This window comes from Rummeliibacillus sp. BSL5, from assembly GCF_052928305.1.
In genome coordinates, this window is sequence record NZ_JAVGCV010000003.1 from 31,432 (window position 1) to 51,132 (window position 19,701).

Below are 19,701 nucleotides of genomic sequence, written 5' to 3' on the forward strand. Positions count from 1 at the left end.
ATCCCCCATTTAAACTTCTTCGTTACACTCTAGGTTTAGAAATAGACGTCTTACTGCCCGTAGAAGCATGTTAAAATAAAAAATTTAAAAAGCGGCAGATCATTCAATTTAGAATGACGTGCCGCTTTTTCATTAAGCTGTTCTATGACTTTTTGATTCCTGTATTTCTCTTCTCTTTTGTACAAGGGCATTCACTTGCCCGCCAACCATCAGGATAATGCCAGTGATGTATAGCCAAAGCATGAGAATGATAATACCACCGATACTTCCGTAAGTAGCGGAATAATTTGAGAAGTTGTTGATATAGAAAGAAAAACCATATGAAACGATTAACCAAGCCAATGTAGAGAACAAGGCGCCAACCCATACGCTTTTTAAATCCAACTTCATGTTTGGCATCAACCAATACATAAGCGTGAGGACGATAAATATAACAACGGGAGGCAAAATATAACGGAACTTGTTCCAAACGGCGAGGAAACCATTCTCTAATCCAAATGCAGAGAATAATAGTTTACCAATTTGCTCACCGAATACAGGCAATACAAGTGCCACTACAACTAACCCGATTAATAGAATCGTGAATATTAACGAGTAAAGCCTTACTTTAAGAAATGGCCGCGTCTCTTCTTGGTCATAAGAGCGATTCAATGATTTATTTAGCGCATTTACACCATTAGATGCTGACCATAACGTACCTAGAATACCGACTGACAATAAGCCGCCATGACGATTCTTTAAAACTTCAGAAAGTGTATCAGACGTAAGAGAATAGATTTGGTCAGGCATAACTTCTTCTAAAAGTGTATATACTTGGCTAACGGATAAATGAAGATACGGCAGCAATGTCACGATAAAAAGCAGCATTGGGAATAGGGAGAGTAAAAAGAAATAGGCTAATTGCGCTCCAAATCCCCCGATGTCTTCTTTCTTCACTTTCTCGATAAGCCCCATGATAAAACCCTTATTTGTTGTAATATCAAAGTGACGCTCTTTCTTTTTCTTCTTCTTTTCTTTTTTATCCAGGTTTTCTTCGTTTTCTAATTGTACAAATGTATCTTTATCGATGTATTCAGCAGCATCGCCTTTACGTGTTTTGGTTGTCTCGGAATCTGCTGAAAGACCAAATTCGTGTCCCTTCTCCATAATCCCGCCCCTTTATCTTCTTCAACTTATAGATGAATAACAGATTCATTTGATTCGGCATTGGTTGAAGGTAATTGTTGTTTTACATCTTTGATATTAGATGTAAATGTATCTTTCGTTTCCATCACGATGTTTTTAACTTTCGGTGTAAGTTCTTGGATTTCTTCTACTTTTTTCATATAGAAGTCTTTGTCTTTCATAAATGTGTTGTATAGAGATTTAACTTTTCCTGTTCTTGCTTGGATACTATTCATTAATTCATCTCGGTTATTTGCAAAATATTGCATGTCTACCCAATAGCGTTTTAGTACTTTTTTTGTTGTTTGACGCGTATTGCGGTCTGCCATACTAAGTGCTGCACCTGCTACTGCTCCTAATGCTAATCCTGTAACTAATTTATTTGACATAATAATCCTCCTCCATACTTTTACAATGTTATATGCCTATTATACCCTACTGATTTATATGTAAAACAGTTTGCTCGTTAAAAAACTCCTTACCTATTTAAAGGGATTTTTAATTGTTGTTTTATGGAATTTCTTAACTATAGAAATTTAAATTCAAAAAGGGGGTAATGGAATGACCAATTTTTTAGCAAAGCTGAACGAGGTCTTAGGGGATTTTTCATCAATGCTTTGGGGAATACCGCTTATTGTCTTAATTGTTGGCACAGGCATTTTTCTCACACTTCGAATCAGCTTTTTGCAAATCAGACTTCTTCCACAAGCTTTGAGATTAGTATTCTCGAAAAAACATGACAAAACGGCAGATGGTGATATCTCCCAGTTCCAAGCACTTACAACAGCTCTTGCTGCTACAGTTGGAACCGGAAACATTGTTGGTGTAGCAACAGCCGTTATTTTAGGTGGACCAGGGGCTGTCTTTTGGATGTGGGTGTCGGCTTTCTTCGGCATGGCGACTAAGTATAGTGAGGCTATACTAGCTGTTCGCTATCGTGTAAAAGATGCGAAAGGGCAAATGGCTGGCGGTCCGATGTATTATTTGGAACACGGCCTAAAACAAAAATGGCTGGCTGTTTTGTTTGCCTGTTTTGGCGTACTAGCTTCTTTTGGCATTGGGAATGGAACACAATCTAATTCAGTTGCAGGCGTTGTTAATGCTACATTTAGTGTACCTACTTGGGTCACTGGCCTCATTCTAACTGCCTTTGTCGCGCTTGTCATTTTGGGCGGCATTAAATCTATCGGAAATGTAACAGCTATTTTTGTACCTATTATGGCGGTCTTTTATCTTGCAGCAGGCCTTATTATTATGATTATGAATATTACCGAAATACCTGCTGCTTTCCTTACAATTATTAAAATGGCCTTTACAGGCGAAGCTGCTCTTGGCGGAGCTGTTGGTGCAGCTATCCGTTATGGTGTTGCACGTGGGGTATTCTCGAATGAAGCAGGTCTTGGTTCTGCACCAATCGCAGCTGCTGCTGCTAAAACGGATCTGCCGGGACGACAAGCTTTGGTTTCAATGACGCAAGTGTTTTTAGATACATTCCTTATTTGTTCAATTACAGGGATCACAATTGTCATGTCTGGTGTTTATACAAATAAAGGTTTGCAAGCAAATGAACTGACAACAGCAGCATTCAGTCACTTCTTGGGTGGTTGGGGTCCTTATGTTGTAGCGATTGGTCTTATTTTCTTTGCCTCATCTACAATTTTAGGTTGGGCATATTATGGAGAAAAATGTTTACAATATCTCTTCAAGGGTCAAACAGCTATATATATTTACCGCGTGATATTTGTTGCTTTCGTATTCGTCGGCTCTACCGTTGCATTGGACCTTATTTGGACATTCTCAGATATCGCAAACGGATTAATGGCTATTCCCAACCTGATCGGCTTATTAGGCCTTTCTGGCATTGTAGTTTATGAAACGAAGCGGATTCAAAATAAACTAAAAGAAGAAAAAGCTCTAGCAAAACAGATGGATATGCCTGATTCAAAAAAAGCGAGTTAAGGATCAACATACTAGTATAAAATGCTGGCCCAATCGTAAAAGGAATTGACAATCATAGGCTATAAGTGGAATGATACTATAGTATACATCTATCAAAAGCAGGAGGAATCTCTTTGAATCTTACAGAACCGACAACAGAAAATGTAACTTTCATGATTGAGGCCATAAAAGAAAAGCTTCGCATGGTCAATGCAGATGCGATGAAGCCCGAACATTTCAGCACCAACCATTATGAAGATTTGGTTTACTTATATGATATGGTGATGAAGCGCGATGCTTTTAGCCCTAGCGAAATGCAAGCGATTGTAGCAGAACTTGGCTCATTGCGTGACTAAAAATAGGCTAATGAAAAAACCGAACTATATGTGGAATTTAATTTCACATTGGTTCGGTTTCTTTTTATTATTTTACTTTTGAATCAGCTTAAGCTATTTTTCTATTCTCCAGTTTTCGATTCATTAACAGAAGCATCTTTATTGATTGTAGGATTTGTTGAAGAGCCATCTTTTTTCACTAAAGGTTGGATGAGAACTTCAACCCGTCGGTTTTTAGAACGCCCCTCATCAGAATTATTAGACGCGATTGGATTATTTTCTCCATATCCTTTTGCACTAAAGAAAGAAGAATCTAATTTAGGGTTTTGATCGACGATTAGCTTCAAAAAGTTTACAGCACGCATTACACTGAGTTCCCAGTTCGATGAAAACTCGGCCGTATGCATCGGCACATTATCCGTATAACCTGTAATTACAACACTCCGTTTTGGATCAAATACAAGAAGCTTAGATAATTCCCTCGCTGTTTTCTCATACTCGCTTTTAACTACCGCTTTCCCTGGATCAAATAATACGCTGTCTCGTATCGTCACCAGAAGTCCTTCGTCAGTTAACTTGGTTTCAAATTGTTTTTCTAGTTCATTGACCGCTATAAAATCATCAACATTACCTTTAATCTTGGATAAAGATTTTTGGTCTTCCAGGTATGCTGAATTTTTGCTCGTCTCATCGCTCTTCGGATCGTTCGGCATTGTATCAGAAGGATAGTCCATAACGCCCTTTCCCCCGTCAAATACTGCATTAAATACAGAAGAAAGCTCATGCAGCTTTTGATTATCTACTGTACTCGAAGCAAAAAGTACGATAAACAATGCCAGTAATAAAGTTAATAAATCTGAATAAGGAAGCAGCCATGCTTCTGGAATTTCCTCATGCTCTTTTTTATGCTTTTTAGCTCTCTTCGCCAAGGCCGCTCGCCCCGCTTTCGCCCAATATTTTTTTGCGGTCTTCTTTTGTTAAGTAAGAAGCAAGCTTTTGTTCAATGACACGCGGCGCCTCTCCCTCTAATACGGAAAGAATCCCTTCAATCATTAGCATTTTTTGGCGTACTTCATTGCTCGATTTTCGTTTAAGCTTGTTGGCGAATGGATGCCACAGAACATACCCTGTAAAAATCCCGAGTAATGTTGCAATAAACGCAGCCGAGATCGCATGGCCTAGTTTTTCAATATCATTCATATCTTTTAGTGCGGCAACCAAACCGACAACCGCCCCTAAAACCCCTAAAGTAGGAGCGTATGTACCTGCTTGTGTGAACATCCCAGCTCCAGCACTATGGCGTTCTTCCATAGCCTCTACTTCTTCTGATAAGACATCGCGGATATAATCAGCATTTTGTCCATCAATTGCGAGCGACAGGCCGTTCTTAAGGAAAGGATCATCGATTTCTGCCACTTTTCCTTCCAGCGCAAGCAAGCCTTCTCTTCTTGCCAGGTCTGCCCATTCTGCAAATAATTTAATAATGTCCGTGTCTTTACCTAACTTTTGTTCGGTAAACAATATTTTAAAAAGTTTTGGCAATCTTTTTAATTCACTCATTGGGAAGGCAATTGTTACGGTTGCCATTGTCCCTAAAATAATTATGAATATAGCTGCTGGATTCATTAAGGCATCGGGTGTTACACCTTTAAAGTACATCCCAACGATTAGGGCAACGACCCCCATAATAAGACCAACAATTGATGATAAATCCATTTCTGTACCTCCAAAGTGTCATTCTTGTTATTATTTCGGTTACTTCTCTCTAATGTTAATATTCTACCGTGAACAAACTAGAATATTTGCCTAAAATCCAAAAACTTCGTGAATTATAAAATATTTGTAGACAAATAATGTTCGCTACAATTATGATGCGAGTATTTGCAAAACTATTTTAAATTGATAAAATTATCATAGAATTTAAAGTTCATCTTCAAACTATGTTGGCATAGAAGTATCTAGGGACGCTTTCTATCCAACTGATTTGTAAATGAGCAATTTTGGAGGAGATCTTTTATGAAAACGTTTCAAGAAAAGTTAGATAGTTATGCCGAATTGGCAGTAAAGGTGGGGGTTAACCTTCAACCGAGCCAATATCTGTTTATCCAAGCATCAATTGACCAAGCTGAGTTTGTTCGATTAGTCGTGAAGAAGGCTTACGAAGCAGAAGCAAAAGAAGTATTTGTCCACTATTCAGATGATTTGCTTACACGCATGCATTATGACATGGCACCAGAAGATGCCTTTGGTTTCTTTGCCCCTTGGCAAGCAGAAGAGAAAAACTGGTTAGCAGACCATGGTGCAGCATTTATGACTATCAAATCACAAAGCCCTGATCTTTTAAAAGGTGTTGACCCTAAAAAAATCGCACTTCAACAAAAGGCGGCAGGTCAGGCATTGCAGCACTTCCGTCAAGCTTCCCAATCTAATAAAATCAGTTGGAACATTATAGGTACACCTTCTAAAGAATGGGCTGCAAAGGTCTTTCCTGATCTAGAGGAAGATAAACAAGTACCAGCCCTATGGGAGGCTATCTTTAAAACAGTCCGCGCTGACTTAGACAATCCGCTTGAAGCTTGGGAAGCTCATGATGAAGTATTACATGAAAAAGTAAAATATCTAAACGGTAAAAAATATCAAAAACTACACTACACTGCCCCGGGTACAGATTTAACGATCGAATTGCCGAAGGGACATGTGTGGAGTGGTGGCGGAAGCAAAAATCAAAATGGAAAACCTTTCATGGCTAATATTCCGACAGAGGAAGTGTTCACTGCGCCTCATAAAGATGGTGTTAATGGCTACATCACATGCACAAAGCCACTTAGCTACGCAGGCACAATCATCGATCACTTTACATTAACATTTGAAAATGGAAGAATTGTGGATGTAAAAGCAGAAGAAGGTGAAGATGTCTTAAAAAATCTAGTTGAAACAGATGAGGGTTCACATTATCTAGGTGAAGTAGCTCTTGTCCCGCATGATTCGCCAATCTCCAACTCTGGCTTACTTTTCTATAATACGCTATTCGACGAAAATGCTTCTAATCATCTGGCAATCGGTAGCGCATATGCATTCTGTATTGAAAATGGCACAACAATGACTGCTGCAGAACTCGAAAAACACGGTATAAACCAAAGCATTATGCATGTTGATTTTATGGTTGGCTCCAAAGATATGGATATTGAAGGCATTGCAGAAGATGGACATTCGGAAGCTGTTTTCCGCAATGGAAACTGGGCATTCTAAGCTCCCCATAAATAACCAATTTATTTTCACGTAAAAGTGGTATAATAATAGTGTTCTATTAATCTTATAGAAACCTGTTTTAACCTTATAATTCAAGAAAAAATCATGTATACTGTTTATATAAAGTGAAACTACAATTAGTAGGTTATTTCCTACTAATTGATAGTTTTACCAATCGGGCAGTACGGGCAATAAACCCCACCTAAACTTCCCGTTTGCACTTACTTTCATATCGGGGTTTACTTTCCGCTAATGCGGAATAAAATTATTTAATACATGGAGGGCTATGATAATGGCAACTTTTATGGTTACTGTATTAGGCGTATTCTTCGCAATTATGGGCACTGGCGCTATTCTTGTTCACTTTTTGCGTGATGGGCTTAATTCTTCAACTTCTCATATTATCGATCCAAAACCAGAAACTAAGTTCTAATAAAAAGGAGCAGCCTGTAATCTAGCAGGCTGCTCTTTTTATTTCACAATCTATTAACATTTTCATCACAATTTCACTTTTATTTGTATCTTTTATTCCCCTAAACTACCATTTAGTGGGTTTATTTATCAACCTTCTATCCATCTACCTCTGTAATGATTGTTACATACCATAATATAACATGCTGAACCCTCTAAAAATATCATATACTTATAGAACCTAAGGTTATTCGAGGAGGAATTGTACGCATGTTTTCGCCAACAACTATTGGAATCGATTTGGGCACTGCCAATACATTAATATATACAAAAAATAAAGGAATTATCATAAATGAACCTTCTGTCGTCGCTTATAATGTGAACACAAACCAAGTGATAGCGACAGGAACTGAAGCAAAAGAAATGGTCGGCAAAACGCCGATAGCTATTCAGGCAGTTCGTCCTCTAAAAGACGGTGTGATCGCTGACTTTGATATGACTACTGCTTTAATCAAGTCAATGATGGAAAAGGCTGCAAAAGTAATGGGCTCTTCTCTACGCAAACCAAACGTTGTGGTTTGTACTCCCGCAGGAGCAACATCCGTTGAAAGACTGGCGATTCAAGATGCGGTAAGACAATGCGGCGCTAAGGAAGTATTTTTAATTGAAGAATCTGTGGCAGCTGCTATAGGTGCTGATCTTCCTGTAAGCGATCCGATTGCGAGCGTTATTGTAGATATTGGTGGCGGTACAACAGAAGTCGGTATTATATCATTCGGCGGAATTGTAACCTCTAACACATTGAAACTCGGCGGCGACCATATGAATGAAGAAATTATTCAATATGCACGCAAGGAATTCAACGTCCTGATTGGCGAGCCTACTGCTGAAAAAGTAAAACAGGAAATTGGTTACGCGCTGATTGACCATCCTGTCGAAACCATGGAAATCAGAGGTCGCGATATCGTTACTGGTTTACCTAAGATTATCTCTGTGAATTCTTATGATATACAAAATTGTTTAAAAGAGAACCTTTTAGCGATATTAGAATTAATCAGTAGGACCCTTGAATGCTGCCCTCCAGAACTATCGGGTGATATTGTAGATCAAGGTGTGATATTGACTGGCGGTGTATCACTGTTAAAAGGTATGACAGAATGGCTTTCAAATGAATTGGATGTACCTGTTCATCTTGCGCCAGAACCGCTTGAATCTGTTGCTGTCGGCACAGGTAGATCGATTGATACGATTCATTTTCTTAAGAAATAATTTACACAAAAACACATGGCATGCTTATTATCGAAGCTGCCATGTGTTTTCTCTTATCATTCGACTTATTCCCCGGGAAATAGCACGACATTTTCTTACAATCCCCTCAGTAATTTGCGGGCATTATTCGACCATTTCCTCCATCGGGCCTTGCCCTTTCAATAATCTTCCTCTAAATAAGAATATAAATAATGATCTTCCCATTTCCCATTAATATATAGAAGACTCCGGAGTAATCCTTCTCGGTTAAATTTTGCTTTTTCAAGTACACGGACTGAAGCTATATTTTTAGGAGAAACATAAGCTTCTAAGCGATGCAGGCATAAATCATTAAAAGCAAATTTGACAACAAGCGAAAGAGCTTCCGTCACAATTCCTCTGCCTGTATGGGATTCATCCATTGAATAACCCACAAATGCGCTTGAAAATGGCATACGCTTTATCGAATACAAAGAAATATGCCCTACCATTTCCTTTGTTTGCATATCAAATATGCCAAAGCTATACTCACGGTTTAGACGCATTTGCTGAATTGATTCTTGTATTTTTTTTAATTGAACCTTTTCAGTATAATATTCGGGCGGATGTAGTGGTTCATGTACTGACCAATAACGCATATTGCGCGCAACCATATTCGTAAATGGCGTGACATCTGACTCCATTAATACCCGTAGAAAACATCGTTGCCCTTCTATAACGATCATGTTACTTCTCACCCTCTTTTAAAAATCTCTATTGTGTTAGAATCTTTTTCGCAACTTATATGAGTTATGTACCCCATAATAAGAAATACTGCGCATTTTCACTAAATATGTATCCCTTCCTAAAATTTCCGAATGCTCTCTTTTTTATTTTACTGGAAATTTCACGAAAATGATATTTGTTGTTAAAGCAAAACGAATGTATACTTAAAGATAGTGGTTTTTTGTTATTATTACAGCTCACTTCTATCATTTGTAAAAATATTAGTTTTGGGCATATTGTTATCCTACAGTTTATGTTAAAGGGGGAGATTTTAATGGGCAGGCTACTCATCATTTCGCTTAGCTTTATCGCAATGACCGTTTTTAGCATTATGGCAAATTTGATGCCATTGAACGGTTATACAACAAGTGAAATCTCCAACCGCTATACCGTCCTTTTTAGCCCTGCTGGATATGTTTCTGTAATTAAAATCTTTATTTATATTATTTTAGGTTTGTGGGTTTACCTGCAATGGAAAAAACGGCAGAACATAACGGGAGTGCAAACAGCCTTATTTTCTTTCAGTGCTCTATTTAATATTTTATGGCTTTACTTGTGGCATTATGAATATTTCACATGGTCTATTATTGCCATATTGTTGATGGTTTTGTCGTTAATTGGGCTATATTTTACATATCCTAATTGGCAAAATACTTGGAGTGGGCGAATTCCTATTTCTTTATTCCTAGCTTGGGAAAGTATCATTGCATTTATGAATATTGCATTTCTATTTACACATAATCACTGGAATTTCTTAAGTTTAAGCGATCCTTTATGGACAGTTATCGCACTTACTGTTGGCACAGCAGCAGCACTTCATTTGCGATATCACCATGACGACTATGTTTTTCCTCTCGTATATATTTGGACATTTATCGGTATAGCATTTAAGAACGGCTTTGATGAATTGCTCGTTTCGACTGCTGCTTTATTTTTAAGCGGCGTCCTGCTTGTTGGAATTTTACTAATAAAAAAAACAAAGCCCTCTGAATAATCAGATGGGCTTTGTTTTTTAATCTAACTTTGTTGTAATAATAGGCTCGCCATTAGTGACAATAATGGTATGTTCAAGCTGAGCAACAAGAGATTTGTCTGGCGTTACAAATGTCCAGCCATCACCTGCTTCAACAATATGCTCCGCTTTTTGTGAGATAAATGGTTCTACAGCTAAAACCATACCTTCTTTCAACATTGTACGTTCCCAAGCATCAAAATAGTTTAGAACATGTTGTGGCTCTTCATGAAGAGAGCGTCCAATTCCATGTCCTGTCAAATTCATGATGACGTTTAAGCCGTGATCACGCGCCTCACGCTCTACTGCTTTGCCGATTTGGTTTAGTTTAGAACCTGCTTTAACTTTCGTCATAGCACGGTCGAATGCACTTGATGCTACATCACAGATTTTTTGGATATCTGCATTATCCACATCTCCTACGATGAATGAAATGCCTGTATCTGCATAATAACCATCCACATGTCCAGACACATCAATGTTAATCAAATCGCCTGCTTTTAATTTATAATTGTTCGGGATGCCGTGTGCTACTTGTTCATTGACGCTTAAGCATGTGTATCCTGGAAAATCATACTCTGCTTTCGGTCCAGAAACCGCACCTTTCTCGTCAAATAGCTTTCCAGCCAAATCATCCAATTCTTTAGTCGTTACGCCTGGCTTAGCCGCTTCTTTTAAAGCCTCACGAATTTCAGCCATAGCACGGCCAGCTTTCATCAAAGCATCTATTTCTTCTTGCGTTTTTGCAATCATGTAAAACGATCCCTTCTGATTAATCTCGCTATTTAACTATACCACAAAATTCTGTGATGAAGTGAAACCCGGCTCAGTGGAGATTTCTCCATTCCTCCTCATAACCTGCTAACCAAACAGCTTCTTAGAATTTGAAAATGCGAGGTAAATTAATTGTACTTTCCTAAATTAACATATGCGTTTCTATAAAAATAAGTGCTTGCGCTTTAAGAAAAAGCCGCCGTTCAAAATGTTCGGCTCATAGGAAACAACAAAAGCAGATGGCGCTATTTTCGTAATGCAATCTCGGAAATACCTTTCCTCTTTTCTCTTGGCAATCACTTTCAAACAGAGACGTTCACCATCTTTACCATTACCAATCCAAGCTGTGACGCCAAAGCCTTCATCCCTCAATTTGCTAACCAACCCCTGCTGTTCTCTGTCAACAATCACGTCAAAGATCATATAACCAAGAGCGAGTTTGCTTTCAATGAGACCACCAGAATAAACGCCTAGTCCCCACCCTACGCAATAAGCTAATATATTGAGCGGACGGTCTAAGTTATCCAGCACAATCTTCAACCCCATCAAATAGATAAAGACCTCAGCCACAGACATCAGTGATGCTACAATTCGATATCCTTTTATCACAAGAATCATCCGCAATGTTACCAGTGTCATATACACTATATTGATAATAATAATTAATAAAAGCATCTCCAACAGATTCACCCCGCAATCAATTATTAGTATGTAGATTTATTACAATCCATACCCAGTCATGAAACTAAAAAAACGAATTGAGCTCCGTTACGATTCGCATATTAGCAGACTATATTAAAGAAGATTGGAATAAATACGATAAAATTGTTATAGAATTTTCAGGTAATCAAATCTTATAAACTTTTAGCTTCTGCCGAAGAAGATACCTTAAAAGAAGAAGGGTGGAAATTATATGAAAAATAGACTTGATCCAATAGAAGCAGCCTTACAGTTTGTTGAAAAACATTTTCATGATTGTCAGGGAGCTATCTTAGCTGGGAGTGTTGTTCGAGGTCAGGCAACTGAAACTTCTGATTTAGACATCATCATATTTGACAAAAGTTTTCGATTTTCTTATCGAGAATCCCTTATTGAATTTGGATGGAATATTGAACTGTTTGTTCATAATTTGAAGTCTTATCGTTTCTTTTTTGTAAGTGATTGTAAAGAAGGAAGGCCTACAATGCCAAGGATGGTAAGTGAGGGCAAAATTATAAAAGATACAGGAGTATTATCGGCTATTAGAAAGGAAGCCAAAGACTTAATAGAACAAGGGCCAGAAGATTGGACAAAAGAAACAATAGATATAAAGCGATATTTTGTTACGGATGTGTTAGACGATTTAATCGGTTGTCAAAATAGAGCTGAAGGCATTTTTATTGCGAGCACACTCAGCGAATTAGTTAGTGAGTTCATCCTTCGAAGTAATGGCAAATGGATTGGGACATCAAAATGGGTTTTTCGTTCATTAGTTCATCATGACCAAAAACTTGCAAACGAATTTGTTGAAGCATTCGACGCATATTATAAATCAAATGATATTGGTAAGATTGTATGCCTGACTGATCAAGTCCTGCAACCATTTGGTGGAAGATTATTTGAAGGATTTTCTTTAGGAAAATAACCTAATAAAAAAAAACGCTCAGAATGTATCTGAGCGTTTGTTCTTGTATTGCTAATACCATGTCGAATTCTTAATTTAATTAGCAGACTTCCTCATTAATTATTCGGATTAGCTATTCGTGGCGCAGATTTAAAGAGCAGCGCAACGACAATAATCGTTAAAATAATAGCAGGAATCATATAAGAGCCGTTGTACACAATAGAGTACCAATATACATTTTGCTTCCCTGCATATTCAGCAAAGAACACGACTCCTGCCAAAGTATGTGCTGCATATTTTAATAATCCGCCAATAAATGTTCCGATTGTTATAGCAACGATCATTTTGCCTGTTTGGCCACGTCGGTTGGCAGCAATCATCATTCCTCGCATCACACCAGCTAAGCCTACAGCAGTAAATGCAAAGAAATAATCGATGAAGCCTTGCAAAGGCGTTAACACATAGGCGCCCCCTATTAACACTTGCAATCCGCCAATTAATAGCCCTGTAACGAGTCCAGCCATTGTCCCCCAACGAAATGCCATCAGTACAATCGGAACCATTACAAGGCTAATAGAACCGCCCTGTGGCCATAGACTAAAGGATAGCTTATCCAGTACAAATCCGATCGCTGCAAATATGGCGATTTCAATCATCATTAATAAACGTTTCTTATTCAATATACTTCCTCCCGTATTTCGATGCAGCCCACTCTTGCCTAAAGCGTATTCCCGTAAACAAGTATTCCAGAAGATTTCCACCCAAATAAAAAACGACATTAGGATAGCCCTAACATCGAAATAAGTCGGTCTCTATCCACATTCCTACGCAAGCATTAACTTACAGGTTCAAAGGGTTAGAATTTCGGATTCACTCTCAGCCGCCCATTTGCGGCTCCCCTCGTGGTCGATACATCAGTATTTAATTGAACACATTTATTGTACTTGATTTGATTTTAAATTGCCATGGTAATTTTCATCTTTCTGAATCTTTCAGTGAGCCCTGTGCGTATGTATAGATATATGGAGGTGTCAAAATTGGAATTGGAAAACAATAATAACCGTGTAATCTCTTCTTTGTGTTATTTTAGTATATTTTTTGCTGGATTTATCTTGCCCGTCATCGTGTATTTTGCTGTAAAGGAACAAGAAGTGAAAAGGCACGCTAAGCGCGCTTTACTCTCTCACCTTCTTCTTCTGGTCCCTACCATTATTGGCGTCATTATATTTATGGCTGTGGTGGCTGGAGCCGGTTTTTACAGTTATTCATTTGAAACAGGGAGCCCAGATGCATCGTCCAATGATGGTATGTGGATTATGGGAGCATGGCTCATCTTTATTGTTGTAGAAGCTATCCTTTCGCTAGGCGTGTTCATTTGGAATATTGTACAAGGAATTAAAGTACTCAAAGTTTAAAATACTGTTAATATGGCTATTAGTTAAATATACACAAGCTCATCAATGAATGGAGTGCTACTATATGCAATTACGAAAAGTAATAAAAACTGTAATCAAAATCGCACCAGTTGTTTATCCAATCATCTTAAAAGTGATTGATGCAAGACATGATAAAAAAGCAATGAAAAAATAATCACTAAAAACGCCGTATTCCCTGTGGAATACGGCGTTTTTTTATATGAACTTTATGTTGAGATTAAAAGGTATAGCAACACCTAAGCATGACTACTTAAAATGCCCAGCTGCCATTGCGGAAAATAGGCTCAACTGTGCCATCTGCTAGAACGCCGTCGATATCCATTTCTCCGCTACCAATCATGAAGTCTTCATGAGTAATTGATGTATTAATACCTTTTTCTTCAAGCTCCTCTTTTGTCAGGCTGCTTCCACCTTCATAGCATGTCGGATAAGCTTCGCCAATCGCCAGGTGGTTAGAGGCATTTTCATCGAAAAGCGTATTGTAGTAAAGAATATTTGATGCAGAGATAGGCGACTCATGTGGTACAAGAGCAACTTCGCCAAGGTACTTAGAACCTTCATCCGCTTTGACTAATTCTTGCAGCAAATCATGACCAACCTCTGCTTCAGCTTTTACAATCTTTCCACCTTCGAATGTCAGCTTAAATTGATCGATAACATTACCTTGGAAAACAAGCGGTTTTGTATTCGATACAAAGCCGTTCACACCGTATTTTGATGGCATTGTGTACACTTCTTCTGTTGGCATATTTGCTACAAACGAAGAACCAGCAGGTGTATGGCTCGCACCTGTGCACCAAATATGCTTATCTGGCAATTCAATTGTTAAATCAGTGCCAGGCGCTTTATAATGCAGCTTTTGATAACGTTTTGCGTTTAAAAGATCTGCTCTCGCATCTAGGTTTTTCAAATGTTGTTCCCAGTTGTCTACAGCATTTCCTTCACCAATATGAACCGTTTTGAAGATCGCTTCCCATAATGCTGGCAGCTGCTCTTCTTCTTTTAAATCAGAGAATACTTTTGCAGCCCATTTCTTCGATGGTACAGCAATAATAGACCACGCAATCTTGTCGTTCATCACTGCATCGCGATAGTTTTCAAGCGCTTTGCCTGATGCTTTTTGCTGTGCGGATAGTTTTTCAACTGGCACCCCTGTAAGGTTATCCGGATCTTGTGCATCAATCCACAAAAGAGCACCCCCGCGCTCAATCAACTCATCTCGTTGTTCACTGATCCAGCGTGGAAATTTAGCAAATTCATCAGCTGGTGCATTGTCGTAAAAAGCGCGGTCAATCACATCATCTGAAAAATTAACCGTTACGCGTGCAGCCCCTGCTTCATACGCTTTTTTTGCCACTAATCTTGTAAATTCAACTGTCTCTGTAGTTGTATTGATTAACATGGTTTGACCCTTTTGTATATTTGCGCCCACTCTTACTGCAAGCTCAGCAAATTGTTCTAGCTTCTCTTCAAACGTCATATTATTTCCCTCTTTTCTTTGCGTGATAAGGTTTCTTCCCATCGCCCTTGTTTTTTCTGTTTGCATTTGTACCATTCGTTGAATAGCGTTTATTCCCTTTGTTAGGTTTGGCTTCTGCCTTTCCCTCTTTTAATTGGCCATTTGACCAATTTTTCTCAACTGGCTCAATTTCTAATTCTCTCATGCGTTTTAGATATGCTTGTTCTTCATGATGTGCAAGTAATGTAAGTACTTCTCCGCTATTGCCAGCTCTTCCTGTTCTGCCTGAACGGTGGATATATTGCTCTTTTGTGAATGGCACGTTGACATGAATAACATGTGTTAGTCCCTCTATATCTAAGCCCCTTGCGGCAATATCTGTAGCGAGAAGGACGCGCGCATCACCCTTGCGGAAACGTTCAATCGCTGATTTTCTTTCCTCTTTTTTCATCTCAGAATGCAAGGCTACAATCGGCGCATTGCGAAAACCTAGCTTTGATTCTTTCATCATCACTTGGTCTAAGTTATTGATAAAAGCTAGTCCACGCAACCCTGAAAGGTTTGACAGCTTTCGCAATAGTTCTGTCTTATCTCGTTCCTCTATTTTAATGAAGGAATGCTCGACCTTACCGCTTGCTGGAACCTCTGTTGCTGCTATTTTGATTCGTACCGGTTCATGAAGCATTCTATTCGCCACAAGCTCAATTTCTTCTGTTACCGTTGCAGACACCACAGCTACTTGTCGGCCATGAGCTGCTCCATCTATAAAGCCTTTTACAATAACACGATAATCCCGACTTAATAGTTGGTCCCCTTCATCTAAAACAATCATGTTAATTTCATGCAATTTTAGTTTTTTACTTGTAATAAGTTCATTTAAACGTCCTGGCGTTCCTACAACTATCGTTGGCTTTTTCTTTAGCTTTTCAATTTGGCGTTGTGGATTTGCACCGCCAATCAAAGGGACTACAGTAATATTTGTGCCAGCAATCCATGTACGGATCACCTCTACGATTTGCATGCACAACTCTTGCGATGGAGCTACAATAAGGGCTTGAGTTGCCTTTTTAGCGCCATCTACCTTTTGTATAATCGGCAACAGATACGCTAACGTTTTACCTGTTCCTGTAGGAGACTCAGCTACTACATCTTTCCCCTCCAAAAATGCTTCTACCATCTGCTCTTGAATGGGCATTGTAGATGGAAACTTCCATTTTTGCTGCAAATCTTCATTTAATAAATCTAAAAATGCCATAATGCCTGCACCTTCTTTCTTTTTCTAATGTATGTAACGCCCGCCTCTTATGTAGACGGGCCCTTTAAATTCATGAAAAGTTTTATACTAATCCGCTAACTCATAACCGCAGCTTTCGATTGCACGCTCTGCAAGCACGACAAGCGCATCGATATATCGATTATCAAGTGCTAAAGAACGGTTTACAACTGACAGCTCTGTACATCCTAGAATGATATAATCACAAGCTGCTTTCTTCATCTCATCCTCGATTGGCTGCCAAACTGATTTTGATATCATTTTGCCTGCCTTCACATGATCATAGATGATAGACATCAAGCGCTTTTGCAATTTTTCATCTGGAACAACCGGTTCAAGACCTTCTTGAACTAAAGCTTCTTGATATAAGTTTGATGAAAGTGTTCCTGTTGTAGCAAGAATCCCCACACGTTTTGCTTGAAGCTGCTTTGCCTTTTTAGCTGTCTCCCGAATCATATGCAAAATCGGTACCTTTGTTTCCTTTTGCAATTCATCGTAAAAGTAGTGTGCTGTGTTGCAAGGAATAACAATTCGTTCCGCTCCAGCACTCACTAGTTTTTGTGCATCTTCCGCCATAAAAGGAAGCGGGCTAGCCTGTGTCTGATCAAGGATAAATGCTGTCCGGTCTGGAATGCGCGTATCATTATCGATAATAAAGTGCATATGCTCTTGGTCGCTAAACGCCTTTGTTCTTCTTACAATGGTTTCTCCGAGTAGCATCGTTGCAAGCGGCCCAACCCCGCCAATAATCCCCAGTACTAACTTGTCCATTTCTTATGACAAACCTTTTTTGTTAAAGTATTTTTTGTACTTGCGATAGTAATTCAGACTGTTCAACGTTAGTTTGATCCAACGTTTCCAGTTCATGTCCTCTTTGTAGAACAGCGAGTTGGTTGATTTGCCCTCTTGGATTAGCTTACGCGCTTTTGCTTTAAGCTCTTTATTTTCTGCATATTTGAACAGTACGCCATTTGGAATAATCGTCCAAAGGTGCTCATTTTGCGCATATGTGCACTCTTGTTCAAGATGCAGCATTCGGTCATCTGCTACATATTGCATTAAGTTGTAGCCAGCAGCAGTCACATAGTAGCTGCTTCGTCCGTTACGTAAATTGATTTCAAATAATTTATATTTGCCGTCACGCTCATCATACTTCATATCAAAGTTGGCAATACCAGTAAAGCCGATATCCTCTAAGAAATAACGCACTTGGTCAAGAAGCTCTTTATCATATGTCGAAATGATTGCTGCATAGCTTCCGATTCCTTCTGGTGTGTGCTCTTCTAAAATTGGATTTCCTAAACACATTAATTTTACTTTGCCGTCTGTTGCAACATAAGCATTTAATACACGCATATAGGAATCATCACCTGGAATGTATTCTTGGATGATTAAATGATCTTTATACGACGAACTGTATATCGCTTTTAAAATCGCATCTTTTTCCGCTTCATCCTGTGCTAAGAATACTTTCTTCTTACCCGGGAATTCGCAAGCCCAATATGCGACTGAGTTTGAAGCCTTGATAATAATGGGGTAGTTGAATTTCACTTCAAAGTTTTCATGCGTTTCATATGTGCATGTATCTGTTTTTGGATAACTAAATTGATATTGATCGCATATTTTATAAAAGTTTTCTTTTAATAAAATACGATCCATCAACGCTTCATCAATATATGGAACGGTAAAATGCTCCTCTAGGGCCGGTTTATTTTTAATAATAAGTTTGACATAGTCATCGCCGCATCCCATAAGAAGCAATTTTTGGTCTCTATATTCTTTTCCAATTTTCTTCATCTCTTCTAGGAAGTTCTCTTTTAGATTTGGAACTTGTCTGAAATGGAGTATACGGCTATTTTGTGTTGCTGTTAAATGTGCTCGGCCGACCACAATGGGCTTAATGCCGTACGCTTCATAGAATGAGCGAGCCATGCCATAGGCGTTCATATCTGAGCCGATTAATATAGGTAAAAATGGTTGTTTTGCCAACGCTGATCATCTCACTTAATTTCTTATTTTAATGCCATTAGTGTACCATATTTTCATTTATATCACGAATATACGAATAGATTTGCTTTAGTGTTTCTTAAGAGCTATTGCTTGCTTGCCTAAGTCTTTATAACTTGCAAAAAACTTGGACGCGGAATGTGATACATAACCGTGCAATGGGTCCATTACAATGACTTTTCCATCATCATAACCTGTAAGCACCACAACATGCAGATTACGGTACATGGACATTTTTTTCATGGTCCCCTCGATATACCAGCCTTCCTTTGTTTGTGGCTTTGTTAAATCGAGTGTTACCCACATCATGACAGGGATGCCCTGTTTGACAGTACTAATAATCTTCTGCTTGCTTGCGCCTGTGAGGTTTTGTACCTGAATATCTGCATGATAATCCTTCGATACTTTCTTCGCTGCTTTTTCAATTACTTTAGCAAACACATAGGTACCTGTATTCACATTAGCTGGATCACCAGCATATGCTTTTGCCGGGTCTGGGCCTATTCGTTTGCCGTCACGATTAATTAATGGCTGTGTAGGCAAGTACTTGCGAGCCATCTTAATTTTAGACAAGTTTAAACCATAATAATTGAATGCTGCGGTCATTGCAGTTATTTCACATCCGTGGGGAAGCTCAGGTTTTTGTAGAACAACAGGCACGTCCATTGCTTTATCTTCTTGATTGTAGGTTTCCAGTACCACATAAGTTGTATCATCTTTAATCTTAATCACTTTCGAGACATTCGCTGTTTCTTCGTTCTTAAAATCCTCATGTGAGGGGATGAACAAATACCTGCGATTCCTCTCCAAATGTAACGTCAATTCGCCTTCACTGTTCCCAATTGCAGTGGTAATTAATTTGTCTGTATCTAAGTCACGGACGATTACCTTTGTATTGGGTATGGGTTCTCTGCTCCCAAAGGCGACGGTTAACACTTTTATGCCCTCATCCTGCTCTCCCTCTTTTGCTGGAAATACACTGCTGCAACCGCTCAGATAAACGGAAAAAAGCAATATAAAGCAAAAG

21 protein-coding genes and 1 riboswitch are annotated in these 19,701 nt (G+C 38.7%); of the genes, 8 read left to right on the plus strand and 13 right to left on the minus strand.

The features are described 5' to 3' along the window. Positions 1-132 precede the first annotated feature (132 nt). Both RCJ93_RS11850 and RCJ93_RS11855 read right to left on the minus strand, forming a co-directional pair. A complete protein-coding gene (locus RCJ93_RS11850; protein ID WP_150285163.1) occupies positions 133-1,146 on the minus strand; it encodes a YihY/virulence factor BrkB family protein in 1,014 nt (337 codons plus the stop codon). 26 nt (positions 1,147-1,172) lie between these two features. Continuing rightward, positions 1,173-1,553 (minus strand): YtxH domain-containing protein, encoded by a 381-nt coding sequence (locus tag RCJ93_RS11855; RefSeq protein WP_190323479.1) that lies wholly within the window; start codon positions 1,551-1,553, stop codon positions 1,173-1,175. A 172-nt stretch (positions 1,554-1,725) separates the two neighbouring features. Between RCJ93_RS11855 and RCJ93_RS11860 the strand changes: the two genes are divergently transcribed. Together RCJ93_RS11860 and RCJ93_RS11865 are read left to right on the plus strand one after the other, a co-directional pair. Then, positions 1,726-3,123, plus strand: coding sequence for an alanine/glycine:cation symporter family protein (locus RCJ93_RS11860; protein ID WP_147197210.1), 1,398 nt, complete (start codon positions 1,726-1,728; stop codon positions 3,121-3,123). 113 nt (positions 3,124-3,236) lie between these two features. Further along, entirely contained in the window at positions 3,237-3,458 is a 222-nt protein-coding gene (locus RCJ93_RS11865) for a DUF1128 domain-containing protein (RefSeq protein WP_066789749.1), read from the plus strand. Between the two features lie 101 nt (positions 3,459-3,559). On the opposite strand, the gene motB is transcribed toward RCJ93_RS11865, so the two are convergent. Beyond that, positions 3,560-4,366: a flagellar motor protein MotB gene (gene motB / locus RCJ93_RS11870; RefSeq protein ID WP_066789752.1), complete on the minus strand. Its 807-nt coding sequence runs from the start codon at positions 4,364-4,366 to the stop codon at positions 3,560-3,562. Next, positions 4,350-5,153, minus strand: a complete 804-nt coding sequence (gene motA, locus RCJ93_RS11875; RefSeq protein WP_066789754.1) for a flagellar motor stator protein MotA — start codon at positions 5,151-5,153, stop codon at positions 4,350-4,352. Before motA ends, motB begins: the two co-directional genes overlap by 17 nt. A 300-nt stretch (positions 5,154-5,453) precedes the next feature. On the opposite strand from motA, the gene RCJ93_RS11880 reads away from it, so the two are divergent. The 3 genes from RCJ93_RS11880 (at position 5,454) to mreBH (ending at position 8,366) form a co-directional block, all read left to right on the plus strand. Next, on the plus strand, positions 5,454-6,686 hold the full coding sequence (locus RCJ93_RS11880; RefSeq protein WP_446739093.1) for an aminopeptidase: 1,233 nt from the start codon (positions 5,454-5,456) through the stop codon (positions 6,684-6,686). 292 nt (positions 6,687-6,978) lie between these two features. After that, positions 6,979-7,119, plus strand: a complete 141-nt coding sequence (locus RCJ93_RS11885; protein ID WP_158512599.1) for a hypothetical protein — start codon at positions 6,979-6,981, stop codon at positions 7,117-7,119. Between the two features lie 248 nt (positions 7,120-7,367). Further along, entirely contained in the window at positions 7,368-8,366 is a 999-nt protein-coding gene (mreBH, locus tag RCJ93_RS11890; protein ID WP_066789759.1) for a rod-share determining protein MreBH, read from the plus strand. A gap of 158 nt (positions 8,367-8,524) precedes the next feature. On the opposite strand, the gene RCJ93_RS11895 is transcribed toward mreBH, so the two are convergent. Next, a complete protein-coding gene (locus tag RCJ93_RS11895) occupies positions 8,525-9,070 on the minus strand; it encodes a GNAT family N-acetyltransferase (protein WP_446739094.1) in 546 nt (181 codons plus the stop codon). 314 nt (positions 9,071-9,384) lie between these two features. Between RCJ93_RS11895 and RCJ93_RS11900 the strand changes: the two genes are divergently transcribed. Continuing rightward, positions 9,385-10,104: a tryptophan-rich sensory protein gene (locus RCJ93_RS11900; protein WP_446739095.1), complete on the plus strand. Its 720-nt coding sequence runs from the start codon at positions 9,385-9,387 to the stop codon at positions 10,102-10,104. 18 nt (positions 10,105-10,122) lie between these two features. On the opposite strand, the gene map is transcribed toward RCJ93_RS11900, so the two are convergent. Together map and RCJ93_RS11910 are read right to left on the minus strand one after the other, a co-directional pair. Next, a complete protein-coding gene (map, locus tag RCJ93_RS11905) occupies positions 10,123-10,875 on the minus strand; it encodes a type I methionyl aminopeptidase (protein ID WP_066789765.1) in 753 nt (250 codons plus the stop codon). Positions 10,876-11,058: 183 nt separating this feature from the next. Beyond that, complete coding sequence (locus RCJ93_RS11910; protein WP_147197348.1) at positions 11,059-11,571, minus strand: DUF2179 domain-containing protein; 513 nt, start codon at positions 11,569-11,571, stop codon at positions 11,059-11,061. A gap of 238 nt (positions 11,572-11,809) precedes the next feature. On the opposite strand from RCJ93_RS11910, the gene RCJ93_RS11915 reads away from it, so the two are divergent. Further along, positions 11,810-12,520 (plus strand): nucleotidyltransferase domain-containing protein, encoded by a 711-nt coding sequence (locus RCJ93_RS11915; RefSeq protein WP_150285166.1) that lies wholly within the window; start codon positions 11,810-11,812, stop codon positions 12,518-12,520. 95 nt (positions 12,521-12,615) lie between these two features. Here the strand turns inward: RCJ93_RS11915 and thiT are convergent, their stop codons facing one another. Beyond that, the gene (thiT, locus tag RCJ93_RS11920) at positions 12,616-13,179 is read right to left on the minus strand and encodes an energy-coupled thiamine transporter ThiT (RefSeq protein WP_150285167.1); all 564 of its coding nucleotides are present in this window, start codon (positions 13,177-13,179) and stop codon (positions 12,616-12,618) included. A 124-nt stretch (positions 13,180-13,303) separates the two neighbouring features. Then, positions 13,304-13,410: riboswitch (TPP riboswitch) on the minus strand. A gap of 126 nt (positions 13,411-13,536) precedes the next feature. Here thiT and RCJ93_RS11925 point away from each other — a divergent pair. Next, the gene (locus RCJ93_RS11925; protein WP_066789768.1) at positions 13,537-13,914 is read left to right on the plus strand and encodes a DUF4870 domain-containing protein; all 378 of its coding nucleotides are present in this window, start codon (positions 13,537-13,539) and stop codon (positions 13,912-13,914) included. Positions 13,915-14,185: 271 nt separating this feature from the next. Here the strand turns inward: RCJ93_RS11925 and RCJ93_RS11930 are convergent, their stop codons facing one another. From RCJ93_RS11930 to RCJ93_RS11950, 5 genes are all read right to left on the minus strand, one after another. Further along, on the minus strand, positions 14,186-15,415 hold the full coding sequence (locus tag RCJ93_RS11930) for an aminopeptidase (protein WP_066789769.1): 1,230 nt from the start codon (positions 15,413-15,415) through the stop codon (positions 14,186-14,188). A gap of 1 nt (position 15,416) precedes the next feature. Then, the gene (locus RCJ93_RS11935; protein ID WP_446739096.1) at positions 15,417-16,649 is read right to left on the minus strand and encodes a DEAD/DEAH box helicase; all 1,233 of its coding nucleotides are present in this window, start codon (positions 16,647-16,649) and stop codon (positions 15,417-15,419) included. 87 nt (positions 16,650-16,736) lie between these two features. Then, positions 16,737-17,438, minus strand: coding sequence for an aspartate/glutamate racemase family protein (locus RCJ93_RS11940; protein WP_446739097.1), 702 nt, complete (start codon positions 17,436-17,438; stop codon positions 16,737-16,739). A 3-nt stretch (positions 17,439-17,441) separates the two neighbouring features. Then, positions 17,442-18,614 (minus strand): carboxylate--amine ligase, encoded by a 1,173-nt coding sequence (locus RCJ93_RS11945; RefSeq protein WP_446739211.1) that lies wholly within the window; start codon positions 18,612-18,614, stop codon positions 17,442-17,444. Between the two features lie 129 nt (positions 18,615-18,743). Beyond that, complete coding sequence (locus tag RCJ93_RS11950; protein ID WP_446739098.1) at positions 18,744-19,610, minus strand: C39 family peptidase; 867 nt, start codon at positions 19,608-19,610, stop codon at positions 18,744-18,746. Positions 19,611-19,701: the final 91 nt, after the last annotated feature.

Bases quoted from the DNA above. Each gene is read 5' to 3' on its own strand.
- RCJ93_RS11850 (WP_150285163.1), bottom strand. From the start codon at position 1,146: ATGGAGAAGGGACACGAATTTGGTCTTTCAGCAGATTCCGAGACAACC.
- RCJ93_RS11855 (WP_190323479.1), bottom strand. From the start codon at position 1,553: ATGTCAAATAAATTAGTTACAGGATTAGCATTAGGAGCAGTAGCAGGT.
- RCJ93_RS11860 (WP_147197210.1), top strand. From the start codon at position 1,726: ATGACCAATTTTTTAGCAAAGCTGAACGAGGTCTTAGGGGATTTTTCA.
- motA (WP_066789754.1), bottom strand. From the start codon at position 5,153: ATGGATTTATCATCAATTGTTGGTCTTATTATGGGGGTCGTTGCCCTA.
- RCJ93_RS11880 (WP_446739093.1), top strand. From the start codon at position 5,454: ATGAAAACGTTTCAAGAAAAGTTAGATAGTTATGCCGAATTGGCAGTA.
- RCJ93_RS11885 (WP_158512599.1), top strand. From the start codon at position 6,979: ATGGCAACTTTTATGGTTACTGTATTAGGCGTATTCTTCGCAATTATG.
- mreBH (WP_066789759.1), top strand. From the start codon at position 7,368: ATGTTTTCGCCAACAACTATTGGAATCGATTTGGGCACTGCCAATACA.
- RCJ93_RS11895 (WP_446739094.1), bottom strand. From the start codon at position 9,070: ATGATCGTTATAGAAGGGCAACGATGTTTTCTACGGGTATTAATGGAG.
- RCJ93_RS11900 (WP_446739095.1), top strand. From the start codon at position 9,385: ATGGGCAGGCTACTCATCATTTCGCTTAGCTTTATCGCAATGACCGTT.
- map (WP_066789765.1), bottom strand. From the start codon at position 10,875: ATGATTGCAAAAACGCAAGAAGAAATAGATGCTTTGATGAAAGCTGGC.
- RCJ93_RS11910 (WP_147197348.1), bottom strand. From the start codon at position 11,571: ATGCTTTTATTAATTATTATTATCAATATAGTGTATATGACACTGGTA.
- RCJ93_RS11915 (WP_150285166.1), top strand. From the start codon at position 11,810: ATGAAAAATAGACTTGATCCAATAGAAGCAGCCTTACAGTTTGTTGAA.
- RCJ93_RS11930 (WP_066789769.1), bottom strand. From the start codon at position 15,415: ATGACGTTTGAAGAGAAGCTAGAACAATTTGCTGAGCTTGCAGTAAGA.
- RCJ93_RS11935 (WP_446739096.1), bottom strand. From the start codon at position 16,649: ATGGCATTTTTAGATTTATTAAATGAAGATTTGCAGCAAAAATGGAAG.
- RCJ93_RS11940 (WP_446739097.1), bottom strand. From the start codon at position 17,438: ATGGACAAGTTAGTACTGGGGATTATTGGCGGGGTTGGGCCGCTTGCA.
- RCJ93_RS11945 (WP_446739211.1), bottom strand. From the start codon at position 18,614: ATGAACGCCTATGGCATGGCTCGCTCATTCTATGAAGCGTACGGCATT.